At 59.5% G+C, this 12,362-nt stretch carries 13 protein-coding genes; 2 read left to right on the top strand and 11 right to left on the bottom strand.

What is annotated here, in order from left to right; translation table 11 throughout:
• The first annotated feature begins 122 nt into the window (after positions 1-122).
• Positions 123-401 carry a DUF2756 domain-containing protein gene (locus JS46_RS16585; RefSeq protein WP_033753191.1) on the top strand — a complete coding sequence of 93 codons (279 nt, stop codon included), beginning with the start codon at positions 123-125 and terminating at the stop codon, positions 399-401.
• Here JS46_RS16585 and ugpQ read toward each other — a convergent pair.
• The 10 genes from ugpQ to JS46_RS16635 form a co-directional block, all read right to left on the bottom strand.
• Entirely contained in the window at positions 398-1,141 is a 744-nt protein-coding gene (gene ugpQ, locus JS46_RS16590) for a glycerophosphodiester phosphodiesterase (RefSeq protein WP_033753194.1), read from the bottom strand. The two genes, JS46_RS16585 and ugpQ, sit on opposite strands and share 4 nt — an antisense overlap.
• The gene (locus JS46_RS16595; RefSeq protein WP_033753197.1) at positions 1,138-2,211 is read right to left on the bottom strand and encodes a sn-glycerol-3-phosphate import ATP-binding protein UgpC; all 1,074 of its coding nucleotides are present in this window, start codon (positions 2,209-2,211) and stop codon (positions 1,138-1,140) included. Before JS46_RS16595 ends, ugpQ begins: the two co-directional genes overlap by 4 nt.
• Positions 2,212-2,213: 2 nt before the next feature.
• Positions 2,214-3,059, bottom strand: coding sequence for a sn-glycerol-3-phosphate ABC transporter permease UgpE (ugpE, locus tag JS46_RS16600; protein ID WP_033753200.1), 846 nt, complete (start codon positions 3,057-3,059; stop codon positions 2,214-2,216).
• Positions 3,056-3,943 (bottom strand): sn-glycerol-3-phosphate ABC transporter permease UgpA, encoded by an 888-nt coding sequence (gene ugpA, locus JS46_RS16605; RefSeq protein WP_033753203.1) that lies wholly within the window; start codon positions 3,941-3,943, stop codon positions 3,056-3,058. The genes ugpE and ugpA overlap by 4 nt, the downstream gene beginning before the upstream one ends.
• A gap of 62 nt (positions 3,944-4,005) precedes the next feature.
• Positions 4,006-5,322, bottom strand: a complete 1,317-nt coding sequence (gene ugpB, locus JS46_RS16610; protein ID WP_033753205.1) for a sn-glycerol-3-phosphate ABC transporter substrate-binding protein UgpB — start codon at positions 5,320-5,322, stop codon at positions 4,006-4,008.
• Positions 5,323-5,633: 311 nt separating this feature from the next.
• Positions 5,634-6,347, bottom strand: a complete 714-nt coding sequence (livF, locus tag JS46_RS16615) for a high-affinity branched-chain amino acid ABC transporter ATP-binding protein LivF (RefSeq protein WP_033753206.1) — start codon at positions 6,345-6,347, stop codon at positions 5,634-5,636.
• A gap of 1 nt (position 6,348) precedes the next feature.
• Positions 6,349-7,116: a high-affinity branched-chain amino acid ABC transporter ATP-binding protein LivG gene (livG, locus tag JS46_RS16620; protein WP_033753208.1), complete on the bottom strand. Its 768-nt coding sequence runs from the start codon at positions 7,114-7,116 to the stop codon at positions 6,349-6,351.
• Positions 7,113-8,381: a high-affinity branched-chain amino acid ABC transporter permease LivM gene (locus tag JS46_RS16625; RefSeq protein ID WP_033753210.1), complete on the bottom strand. Its 1,269-nt coding sequence runs from the start codon at positions 8,379-8,381 to the stop codon at positions 7,113-7,115. Before JS46_RS16625 ends, livG begins: the two co-directional genes overlap by 4 nt.
• Positions 8,378-9,304 carry a high-affinity branched-chain amino acid ABC transporter permease LivH gene (gene livH / locus JS46_RS16630; RefSeq protein WP_033753535.1) on the bottom strand — a complete coding sequence of 309 codons (927 nt, stop codon included), beginning with the start codon at positions 9,302-9,304 and terminating at the stop codon, positions 8,378-8,380. The genes JS46_RS16625 and livH overlap by 4 nt, the downstream gene beginning before the upstream one ends.
• 71 nt (positions 9,305-9,375) lie before the next feature.
• The gene (locus JS46_RS16635) at positions 9,376-10,503 is read right to left on the bottom strand and encodes a branched-chain amino acid ABC transporter substrate-binding protein (protein ID WP_033753212.1); all 1,128 of its coding nucleotides are present in this window, start codon (positions 10,501-10,503) and stop codon (positions 9,376-9,378) included.
• Between the two features lie 400 nt (positions 10,504-10,903).
• On the opposite strand from JS46_RS16635, the gene panM reads away from it, so the two are divergent.
• Positions 10,904-11,290, top strand: a complete 387-nt coding sequence (gene panM, locus JS46_RS16640) for an aspartate 1-decarboxylase autocleavage activator PanM (protein WP_033753214.1) — start codon at positions 10,904-10,906, stop codon at positions 11,288-11,290.
• Positions 11,291-11,336: 46 nt separating this feature from the next.
• Here the strand turns inward: panM and rpoH are convergent, their stop codons facing one another.
• Positions 11,337-12,194, bottom strand: coding sequence for an RNA polymerase sigma factor RpoH (gene rpoH / locus JS46_RS16645; RefSeq protein ID WP_033753215.1), 858 nt, complete (start codon positions 12,192-12,194; stop codon positions 11,337-11,339).
• Between the last annotated feature and the right edge of the window lie 168 nt (positions 12,195-12,362).

The raw sequence follows: 12,362 nt of genomic DNA on the forward strand, positions 1-12,362 counted from the left end.
AAAATAACATCTAAGTCAAATTCGGTGCGTTCCTGGGGGAGAAGTTTGTGAGGTTGCTAAACTTATAGCTGCGGCCACGGCGCATCACACGCCGGTGAGGCCGCGTTGACGGAGGAAGTCACATGAAAAAATGGTTAATCGTTTTTGCCGCACTGCTGCCGCTAAGCGGTATGGCTAATATGCTGAACAACACGAATCAACCTAATCAGCCGGGCTACAATCCAAGCCAGCAGCGTATGCAGACGCAGATGCAAATTCAGCAGCAGCAGCAGCAGAGCAAACTGCAGCAGGATCAGCAGCAGCAGACGCAGCAGATACAGCGCAAAATGCAGGAACAGCGCAGCAGCGCCCAGCAGCGCGTCATCAACACGCAGCCGGGACAGCAGCAGAACCGTAATTAACGGAAGTCGGGGCCGATAATGTCGATGCGATCGGTGCAGATGGCGTCGACGCCCCATTTCAGCAGGGCACGCGCCCGATCCGGGTCGTTCACCGTGTAGACCAGAATATGCAGGCCGGCGGCCTTCAGCGCCGCGACGCGGTCGGCGTCGAGCAGTTTATGGTTAAGGTGAATCGAGACGCACGCCAGCGCGGCGGTTTTGCTTTGCCACGCCTCATCCCATTCATCAAGCAGCAGGCCGCGCGGCAGATCCGGCTCCGCCTGCATCGCCGACTCCAGCGCCACATAAGAGAACGACGACAGCAGCGGCGAGGTCATGCCCTGCCACAGCATTTTCGCCGCGTGGGCGATGGCGCGTCCGGTTTCCGCCTCGCTGCCGGTAGTGGGTTTGATTTCGATATTCGCCATCATGCCGTACCGGCGACAGCGTGCCGCCACGTCGGGAAGCAGCGCCAGCGGTTCGCCGTCGAACGCCTTGCCGAACCAGCCGCCCGCATCCAGCTGCGCCAGTTTATCCCACGGCAGCTCGCCCGCTACGCCCCAGCCGTTGCTGGTGCGATCCAGCGTGTCATCGTGCAGCAGAAAAATCTGCTTATCCTGCGACAGCTTCGCGTCGAACTCGATCATGGTATGGCCCCACTCCGCGCCGACGTCGATCGCCGCCAGGGTATTTTCCGGGGCCAGTTTGCCGCCGCCGCGATGGGCGACGATATGAGGATAGGGCCAGCTGTATGTGCTCATTCCAGACGCTTTCCGGTAGTTGAATCGAAATAGTGTAACGCATCCGACGGCAGATGCAGCCACAGCGTGCTGCCCGCCTGCGGGCGTTCGCTGTGCGGCAGACGCACCACCAGCGGCGTCTCGCCGATGCGCCCATGCGCCAGGTTGTCTGCGCCGAGCAGCTCCAGCGTCTCTACGCGCAGCGGAATGCCCTCGCGATCGCGCGGGCTGATGCGCACATGTTCGGGGCGGATGCCGAGCGTCACGGCGCGATTCGCCCACTTCGCCTTGATGTCGCCGAGCGGCAGAGAGTATGAGTTGTCGATATTGAAGCGCGTGCCGTCGCTGCCGATCTGGCCGTCAATCAGGTTCATCGCCGGCGCGCCGATAAAGGAAGCGACGAACTGGCTGGCTGGACGCTCGTAAATCTCTACCGGCGTGCCGATCTGCTCGACAAAGCCCTTGTTCAATACCATCACGCGCTGCGCCAGCGTCATCGCTTCGACCTGATCGTGCGTGACGTAAAGGCTGGTGGTTTGCAGGCGACGGTGCAGCTGCTGCAGCTCCAGCCGCATCTGCACGCGCAGCCGCGCGTCCAGGTTGGAGAGCGGCTCGTCGAACAGGAATACCGAGGGCTCGCGCACGATAGCGCGGCCCATCGCCACGCGCTGGCGCTGCCCGCCGGAAAGCTCGCGCGGACGGCGGCTCAGCAGCTGATCCAGCTCCAGGCTGCGTGCCGCCTCCAGCACGCGCAGGCGGATATGTTCTTTGCTCATGCCGCGGATCTTCAGCCCGTAGGCCATATTCTCCTCGACCGTCATATGCGGGTAGAGCGCGTAGTTCTGGAACACCATAGCGATGCCGCGATCTTTCGGCTCCATCTGGGTGACGCGACGATCGTCGATATAGATGTCGCCGGAGGTGACGCGCTCCAGCCCCGCCACCATGCGCAGCAGCGTCGATTTTCCGCAGCCGGAGGGACCGACCATCACCATAAATTCGCCGTCGTTGACGGTGACGTTCAGCGGCTGAATGATTTGATTCTTGCCGTCGTAGGACTTGGTTACCGCCTGAAGGGTTACGCCTGCCATGCTTATTTCTCGCTCTCGACCAGGCCACGCACGAACGCGCGCTGCATGACCAGCACCACCACTACCGGTGGGATCAGGGTTAATAACATTGCCGCCATCACTTCGTTCCACTGCGTCGGCGATCCGCTGGTGGAGATCATGCTTTTGATCCCCGCCACTGCGGTGCTGAGCGAGGCGTCGTTGACGATCAGCAGCGGCCAGAGATACTGGTTCCAGCCGTAGATAAAGGTGATCACGAACAGCGCCGCGAGATTGGTTTTCGACAGCGGCAGCACGATGTCCCAGAAGAAGCGCAGCGCGCTGGCGCCATCGATGCGCGCCGCCTCGATCAGCTCGTCCGGCAGCGACATAAAGAACTGGCGGAACAGAAAGGTCGCCGTGGCCGATGCCATCAGCGGCAGCGTCAGGCCGCTGTAGCTGTCGAGCATATTGAGATCGGCGATTACCTGCACGGTAGGGAAAATACGCACTTCGACCGGCAGCATCAGCGTAATGAAGATCAGCCAGAAAAAGAGCGTGCGCAGCGGAAAGCGAAACCAGACCAGCGCAAAGGCGGAGAGCATCGACACCGTGATTTTGCCGACGGTAATGCCGAACGCCATAATCAGGCTGTTCAGCAGCATCAGGCTGAACGCCGGACCGCTGCCGTTAACCCCCTGGGTCCAGATGCGCGAAATGTTCTCCCACAGGTGGGTGCCGGGGATCAGAGTCATCGGCACCTGATAGACTGCCTCGTTATCCAGCGTGGCGGCGACGAAGGCGACATAGAGCGGAAAGAGAATAGTGAGCACGCCCAGCACCAGCAGCGTGTGGCTGAAGATATCCAGCCCGCGACGGTTTTCAATCATTGGTACTGCACCTTACGCTCAACGAAGCGGAACTGAATAACGGTCAGGCCGATCACCAGCAGCATCAGCACTACCGACTGCGCCGCCGAAGAAGAGAGATCCAGCCCGGTAAAGCCTTCGCGATAGATTTTGTAGATCAGCGTGGTGGTAGCCTGCACTGGCCCGCCGCCGGTCGCGGCGTCGATCACCGGGAAGGTGTCGAAGAAGGCGTAGATCAGGTTCACCACCAGCAGAAAGAAGCTCACCGGCGTAATCAGCGGCAGCGACAGATTGAAGAAGCGGCGCACCGGCCCGGCGCCGTCGATCGCCGCGGCTTCCACCAGCGATTTCGGGATCGACTGCAGCGCGGCGAAAAAGAAGAGAAAGTTGTAACTCATCTGCTGCCAGATCGAGGCGACGACAATCAGGAACATCGCCTGGCCGCTGTTCTGGGCATAGTTCCAGCTATAGCCAAGCTGGTTGAGAAAGTGGCTAATCAGGCCGAGGCCGGGATTGAACAGAAACATCCACATCACCGCCGCAACCACCGGCGCCACCGCGTAGGGCAGCAGCAGCAGCGTCTGATAGAGCTTGCGCAGCCGGATAACGTAATCCACCAGCGCCGCCAGCAGCAGCGACAGCACCATGCCGCACACCGTGACCAGCGTGCTGAACACGATGGTGGTCCAGAAAGCCTCGAGATAGTAGCTGTCCTGAAACAGGCGCCTGAAATTGTCCAGGCCGACAAAGGTGCTGGAGATGCCGAACGGATCAAGGTTTTGCAGCGAATACCACAGGGCTTCGCCCGCAGGCCAGAGGAAAAAGATGGCGGTAATCAGCAGCTGCGGCAGCACCAGCAAATAGGGCAGCAGGCTGGTGCGAAACACCGGACGAGATGAAGACATAGCGTACTCTGTCTGAGAAAGAGAACAGGGCCGGCACGCGCCGACCCTTTTAACGTCACAGGTTATTTCACCTGCTGTTCAAAGCGGCGCAGCAGTTCGTTGCCGCGTTTCACCGCGCTATCCAGCGCGGCCTGCGGCGACTGTTTGCCGGTCCAGACGCCTTCCAGCTCTTCGTCGACGATGGTGCGGATCTGCGGCATATTGCCCAGACGCATGCCTTTGGTGAACGGCAGCGGATCTTTATTCAGCATCTGACGCGTCGCGATATCCGCGCCGGGGTTCTTGTCGTAGAAGCCCTGCTTTTTGGTCAGCTCGTAGGCAGCGGTGGTGATCGGCAGGTAGCCGGTTTTCTGATGCCACTCGGCGGCGATTTCCGGCTGCGCCAGGAACTGCATAAACTCCGCGGCGCCCTTGTAGGTGTTGGCGTCTTTGCCTTTCATCACCCACAGGCTGGCGCCGCCGATAATGGCGTTCTGCGGCGCGTTCGGCACGGTCTCGTCATACGGCATCATGCCGACGCCGAAGTTGAATTTGGCGTAGTGTTTGATGTCGGCCAGCGAGCCCGAAGAGGCAGTGGTGATGCCGCAGTCGCCGTTATAGAACTTGGCGGTGGATTCGTCTTTACGGCCGAAGTAGGTGAAGTCGCCTTTCTTGTTCATCTCCTCCAGCATCTGGATATGGCGCACCTGCACCGGCTGGTTGAACTCCAGCACCGCGTCGGTACCGTCGAAGCCGTTGTTTTTGGTAGCGACCGGCAAGGCGTGCCAGGCGCTGAAGTTTTCGATCTGGATCCAGCCCTGCCAGCCGCTGGCGTAGCCGCAGCTCAGGCCCGCTTTACGCAGCGCGTCGGCGTCTTTCGCCAGCTCCTGCCAGGTTTTCGGCGGCTGATCGGGGTTCAGGCCCGCTTTTTTAAAGGCGTCTTTGTTGTAGTAAAGCACCGGCGTGGAGCTGTTGAACGGCTGAGAAATCAGATGGCCGCTGGCGTCGCTGTAGTAGCCCGCCACGGTCGGCACGAACTGTTTTTCATCGAAGGGAATGCCTGCGTCCTGGAAGACCTGATGCACCGGCACGATCGCCTTCGAAGCCATCATGGTGGCAGTGCCGACTTCATACACCTGCAAAATGGCCGGCGCTTTGCCGGTGCGCACCGCTGCGATGCCTGCCGCGAGGCTCTGTTCGTAGTTACCTTTGTAGGTCGGCACGATTTTATAGTCGGGATGCGCCTGGTTGAAACGTTGCGCCAGAGAGTCGACCTCTTTGCCTAACTCGCCCTCCATTGAGTGCCAGAAAGGAATTTCAGTGGCGGCCAGCGCGTTGCCGCTGATGGCCAGGCCCAGAACCACACTCATCAGTCTACTTTGTGTCTTCAACACGGACATAGAATTTTCCTGTGCAGGTAGGTACGCGCGATATCACGCATTTTTTGTTCGCGAAGTAACATGACACGGGAAAATGACGGATTAATAACAGCGAGATGACAGCCGCATGACGGCCAGATGAAGGGCAACCTAAAATATTTTATCGCACAACAGCCAGGGGCCGTCGGTGTCATAGCCAGACATTATCCAATGCCAAAGGCCGTCGGCGGCGCAGCCAGTTCGGCAACGGCCAGCGCGCAGCATCCGGAGCGTACTAAAGTACGTGAGGAATGCGAGCACTGCCCGCTGCCGAAATGGCAAGTAAGCCAGGCCTAGGCGCCTAAGTAAGCGCTGCGGACGGCTTCGTTGGAGAGTAAAGCTTCGCCTGTATCTTCCAGCACCACGTGCCCGTTCTCCAGCACATAGCCGCGATCCGCCAGCTTCAGCGCCTGGTTGGCGTTCTGCTCCACCAGGAAGATGGTCATTCCCTCTTTACGCAGCTGCTCGATGGTGTCGAAGATCTGCTGGATAATGATCGGCGCCAGTCCCAGGGAGGGTTCGTCCAGCAGCAGCAGACGCGGCTGGCTCATCAGCGCGCGGCCGATCGCCAGCATCTGCTGCTCGCCGCCGGACATGGTGCCCGCGCGCTGGATTTTACGCTCCGCCAGACGCGGAAAGAGCTCATAGACGCGCGCGATGCGCGTCTGATACTCCTGACGGCTGGCGAAAAAGCCGCCCATCGCCAGGTTCTCCTCTACCGTCATGCGCGAAAATACCCGGCGCCCTTCCGGCACGATAGCGATCGCCTCGCGCATGATACGCGCGGTTTGCCAGTCGGTAATGGTTTTGCCATCGAAGGTAATGCTGCCCTGGGTGGCGCGCGGCTCGCCGCACAGCGTGCCGAGCAGCGTGGTTTTCCCCGCGCCGTTGGCGCCGATCAGCGTGACGATTTCGCCCTGACTGATATGCAGGCTGACGTTGTGCAGCGCCTGGATCTTGCCGTAGTGCGCGCTGACGTTGTTAACGGATAACATCGGGTTTGCCATGTTACGCCTCTCCTAAATAGGCTCGGATCACATCCGGATTATTACGCACCTCTTCCGGCGTGCCGTTGGCCAGCGGCGTACCCTGGTTCACCACATAGATACGGTCGGAAATGCCCATCACCAGCTTCATATCGTGTTCAATCAGCAGCACGGAGACCTTGTGCTCACCGCGCAGTTCGGCGATAAGCTCATCCAGCTCGTGCGTCTCTTTCGGGTTGAGTCCGGCCGCCGGTTCGTCCAGCATCAGGATCTCCGGCCGCGTCACCATGCAACGCGCGATCTCCAGACGGCGCTGCTGGCCATAGGCCAGATTGCCCGCCTGGCGGTTGGCGAGATCGAGCAGCCCGATGCGCTCCAGCCAGGTGGCGGCGCGATCCAGCGCCTCGCTCTCGCCGCGACGAAAGGCGGGCGTTTTGAACAGGCCCGAAAAGAGGCCGCTTTTCAGATGCTGATGCTGCGCCACCAGCAAGTTCTCGATTACCGTCATCTCACGGAACAGGCGCACGTGCTGAAAGGTGCGCACCACGCCCATGCGGGCGATCTGCTGGCCGGGCAGCCCTTCCAGATGTTGCTCGCGCAGCTTAATGGTGCCGCCGGTCGGCTTGTAGAAGCCGGTCAGGCAGTTAAATACGGTGGTCTTTCCCGCGCCGTTGGGACCGATCAGCGAGACGATCTCCTGCGCGCGCAGCTCCAGCGCCACGTTATTGACCGCCAGCAGGCCGCCGAAGCGCATCATCAGGCCTTCAACGGCTAATAAGGGCTGACTCATGCCTGCTCTCCTTGTTTCTGCTTCAGTTTCAGGTGCGGACGCTTCATCGGCAGCAGCCCCTGCGGACGCCAGATCATCATCAGCACCATCAGGCCGCCCAGCACCAGCATGCTGTATTCGTTCAGGTCACGCATCAGCTCGCGCGACACCACCAGCAGGATAGCGGCGAGAATTACGGCGAACTGCGAGCCCATGCCGCCCAGTACCACGATCGCCAGCACGAAAGCGGATTCGACGAAGGTAAAGGACTCTGGGCTGACGAAGCCCTGGCGCGCGGCGAACAGCGTGCCGGCGAAGCCGGCGAAAGCGGCGCTGATGGTAAAGGCGGTCAGCTTGATGCGCGTCGGGCTGAGGCCGAGCGAGCGACAGGCGATCTCATCTTCGCGCAGCGCTTCCCACGCGCGGCCCAGCGGCATACGCAGCAGGCGGTTAATCACGAACAGCGTCAGCGCCACCAGCAGCAGCGCCACCAGATAGAGGAAAATCACGCGGTCGCTGGGGTCATATTTCAGGCCGAAGAACTCGTGGAAGGTGCTCCAGCCGCCTTCAGAGACTTTGCGGCCGAACTCCAGGCCGAACAGCGACGGCTTAGGGATCTGCGCGATGCCGTTGGGACCGCCGGTCAGCGCGGTGTTATTCAGCAGCAGAATGCGCACGATCTCGCCGAAGCCGAGCGTGACGATCGCCAGATAGTCGCCGCGCAGACGCAGCACCGGAAAGCCGAGCAGCAGCCCGAAGAGCGCCGAGACGATGCCCGCCAGCGGCAGACACTCCCAGAAGCCGAGGCCGAAGTAGTGATTCAGCAGCGCGAAGGTGTAGGCGCCGATAGCGTAGAAGCCGCCGTAGCCGAGCACCAGCAGACCCGAGAGGCCGACCACCACGTTGAGTCCGAGACCGAGCATCACGTAGATCAGCGTCAGCGTCGCGATATCCACCGCGCCGCGCGAGACGAAAAAGGGCCAGGCCACCGCCACGACGATCAGCGCCAGCATAAACAGCTTCTGCTTAGGCGTAGAGCCGTCGATGCCGGGCAGCACCAGCGCCGGACCAGAAATCTTTTTCAGGCCGCGCTGCCAGAACGGACGCAACAGCTGAAAGAGAAAGACCACGCCGCAGCCGACGAAAATCCAGTTCCAGCGCACCTCGCCGGCGCTCTGCACCACCAGACGGGTGCCGTCAAGGCCGAGGCGCATGCCCATAAAGAAGCTGGCCAGCACCAGCAGCATTACAGAGGAGAGCAGCGCATTGATAAAGGAGGATTTCATACTTTCTCGACCTCCGGACGGCCCAGGATGCCAGTCGGCATCACCAGCAGCACCACGATCAGCAGCGCAAAAGAGACCACGTCTTTATATTCGGTGCTGAGATAGGCCGAGGTCAGCGCTTCGGCGATGCCGAGCACCAGGCCGCCAATCATCGCGCCCGGAATGCTGCCGATGCCGCCCAGTACCGCGGCGGTAAAGGCCTTCATGCCGGCCATAAAGCCGATAAAGGGGTTAATCGAGCCGTAGAACTGGCCGAGCAGCACGCCCGCCACCGCCGCCATCGCCGCGCCGATCACGAAGGTCAGCGAAATGACGCGGTCGGTATTGATGCCGAGCAGGCTCGCCATTTTCAGGTCTTCGGCGCAGGCGCGGCAGGCGCGGCCCATGCGCGAATAGCGGATAAACAGCGTCAGCGCCAGCATCGCCAGGAAGGTCACCAGCCAGATCACGATCTGCATGGTAGAGACGGTGGCGGCGAAGCCGTTGCTCTGGCCCAGCGTCCACTGGCCGGTAATCAGGCTCGGCAGCGCGAGGTCGCGCGAGCCCTGCGTCAGGCTAACGTAGTTTTGCAGGAAGATCGACATGCCGATGGCGGAGATCAGCGCGATCAGGCGCTTCGACGATCGCACCGGCTTATAGGCGACGCGTTCGATGCTCCAGCCGTAGGCGCTGGAGATCAGGATCGCCATCACGAAGCCGGCGGCGATCATCAGCCAGCCGGTGTCGATGCCCATCATCATCAGGGCGGCGATCACAATAAAGGAGACATAGCTGCCGATCATATAGACCTCGCCGTGGGCGAAGTTGATCATGCCGATGATGCCGTAAACCATGGTGTAACCGATGGCGATCAGCGCGTAGGTGCTGCCGAGGGTGACCCCGTTAAGCATCTGCTGTGTGAAATAAAGAAACTGCTCGGACATAGTGAAGACCTGCATGAGAACGGGAAAATCCCCTGCCGACGCGGCAAGGGATTGGTCTGCCGATGGAACCATTACTTAACTGCGGTTGAAGAACCGTCTTTGTGCCATTTAAATACGCCGAACTCGAAGCCTTTCAGATCGCCTTTCTGATCCCAGCTCAGGTTGCCCATCACTGTCGGAACCGGCTCGCCGCCCTTCAGGTTTTTCGCAATCTCTTCCGGCTCGTCGCTCTTGCTGCGCTCGATGCCGGCCGCCAGCGACTGGATCGCCGCATAGGTGGTCCAGACGAACGGACCGGTCGGATCTTTGCGGTTCTGCGCGCTGTTGGTCTTGATGGCGTCGACGATCGCCTTGTTCTCCGGCAGCTGGTCGTAGCGCTTCGGCAGCGTCACATAGATGCCTTCCGAGGCGTCGCCCGCGATATTGGAGAGCGAGGCGTTGCCCACCCCTTCCGGCCCCATAAAGCCGGCGTTCAGGCCAGCCGCTTTCGCCTGGCGCAGGATCTGACCCATTTCCGGGTAGTAGCCGCCGTAGTAAACGAAGTCGACGTTCTCTTTCTTCAGGCGCGCAATCAGCGTAGAGAAATCTTTATCGCCTGCGGTGATGCCTTCAAACAGCACCACGTTGCCGCCTTTGGCCTTCAGGGTTTTCTGCACCGACTCCGCCAGGCCCTGGCCGTACTGCTGCTTGTCATGCACCACGGCGATACGTTTAGGCTTGATCTGATCGAGGATATAGCTTGCGGCGGTCGGGCCTTGGTCGGAGTCCAGGCCGGTGGTGCGCATAATGGTTTCGTAACCGCGTGCGGTCAGCTCCGGCGCGGTGGCCGCCGGGGTAATCATCAGCACGCCTTCGTCGTTATAGATGTCGGACGCAGGCTGAGTAGAAGAGGAGCAAAGATGGCCGATAACGTACTTGATGCCGTCGTTGACGACCTTGTTCGCCACCGCCACGGCCTGTTTCGGGTCGCAGGCGTCGTCATACTCTACGCCCACCAGCTTGTTGCCGTTTACGCCGCCTTTGGCGTTGATATCCTTAATCGCCTGCGCGGCGCCGGTGAACTGCATATCGCCATACTGCGCGACCGGGCCGGTTACGGCGCCGACGATGGCGATTTTGATGTCGGCAGCCAGGGCGGCGTGGCTCATCGCCAGCGCAACGCAACCCGCCAGTAATGCGCGGCCTTTACTCATTTTCATGCGGACTTCCCCATCTTGTTGTGTCTGTGATTTGTGGTTTGCTGTTGCTACCGGATAAAGCCGAAAAATGATGTTTATGAACGATTTAGCGTGCTTTTCCGATATTTTTTGGTAATAAGGCTTTATTTTTCAGGTTATTAAACAGGAAGTTTCTTCTGTAAATCAACTGACACATTGGGAAATAGCCGGCTGAAACAGCATAATCATCTGGTTGTTATGCAGGCTTTTACGCCATTTCTCTAGCGCGTTATGCTGGCTTTTACGCCGCTTATTGTTCTTTATCTCCTCTATCCTGGCATCCAGACCATCTTTTGACCTGTTTTCAACTTAAAAAAGTGACGGCGCTCTGACTGTCTAAATTCGCTACACTATGCCCTTTCGACTAGTACAGGTGTTTGTTATGAAACTCACTATTCTGCGCCTGACCACGCTGAGTGCGCAGGACCGCATTGACCTTGCGAAAATCTGGCCGGATGAGGATATCGCTGCGCTGGAAGCCAGCCTGAACGAAAACGTCCGCCTTTACGCCGCGCGTTTCAATGCGCGGCTGCTGGGAGCGTTAAAGCTGACGATTGCGGGGACGCAGGGAGACATTTCGCAGCTGGAAGTGCGCGAGGTGACGCGACGTCGCGGCGTAGGGCGTTATCTGGTGGAAGAGACCATCGCGCAGAACGGTTCGGTCTCAAGCTGGTGGGTGGCGGACGACGGCAGCGCGAATCAGGGCGAGCGCGCGGCGTTTATGCAGGCGTGCGGTTTTCGCGCGCAGGCGGATGGCTGGGTTAAATAGCGGGCAAAAAAAAGGGCGACTCGCGTCGCCCGTTTTTGCGGTTCCGTTATGCTTCGATCGCCATGCGAAGTTTTTTCATGGCGTTCTTTTCCAGCTGCCGCACGCGTTCGGCCGACACGCCGTAGCGATCCGCCAGTTCCTGCAGCGTGGTTTTATTATCTTCGTCCAGCCAGCGGGCGCGGATAATGTGCTGGCTGCGCTCGTCGAGGCCCTGCATCGCATCGCTCAGCTTGTCCGCCGCGTGCGATTCCCAGTTATCCTCTTCGATGCCGTCGGCGAAGTCTGAGGTTTTATCCTGCAGATAGAGCACCGGCGCCATCGCTTTGCCTTCGCCGCTCTCGTCGTCGGCGGACATATCGAAGGTCATATCCTGCGCAGCCATACGCGATTCCATTTCACGCACGTCTTTGCTGCTTACGCCCAGTTCACGCGCCACCATCTCGACTTCGTCCTGATTGAACCAGCCCAGACGCTGCTTGGTTTTACGCAGGTTAAAGAACAGCTTGCGCTGCGCTTTCGTGGTAGCGACCTTCACGATACGCCAGTTGCGCAGCACGTATTCGTGAATCTCGGCTTTAATCCAGTGCACGGCGAAAGAGACCAGACGCACGCCTACTTCAGGATTAAAGCGACGCACCGCCTTCATCAGGCCGATGTTCCCTTCCTGAATCAGGTCCGCCTGAGGCAGGCCGTAACCGGAGTAATTACGAGCGATATGAACTACAAAGCGCAGGTGAGACAGGATCAGCGTCTTAGCCGCATCCAGATCGCCCTGGTAATGCAGCCGTTCAGCCAGCGCTTTTTCCTCTTCTGCCGACAGCATCGGCCAGACGTTGGCGGCCCGAACGTAAGATTCCAGGTTGCCAAGAGGAGCAATAGCTAAAGTTTGCATTTCTTTGGTCATTCAAACCCTCACAATGGTTATTAAGTTGCTGCGTCTTCCCTTTGAGCAGACGTTACATTAAGTCAACGCCGGGGAAAATCCGAAAGCAATCTGTGCTACTTAGAGTAGCCAAGTTATCCACAAGTTCAATTATAGCAGTGAATATTTTACACACAGATGACGAGGCGG

The sequence above is a fragment of the Pantoea sp. NGS-ED-1003 genome (genome assembly GCF_000738765.1).
GTDB classification, from domain to species: Bacteria; Pseudomonadota; Gammaproteobacteria; order Enterobacterales; family Enterobacteriaceae; genus Pantoea; species Pantoea septica.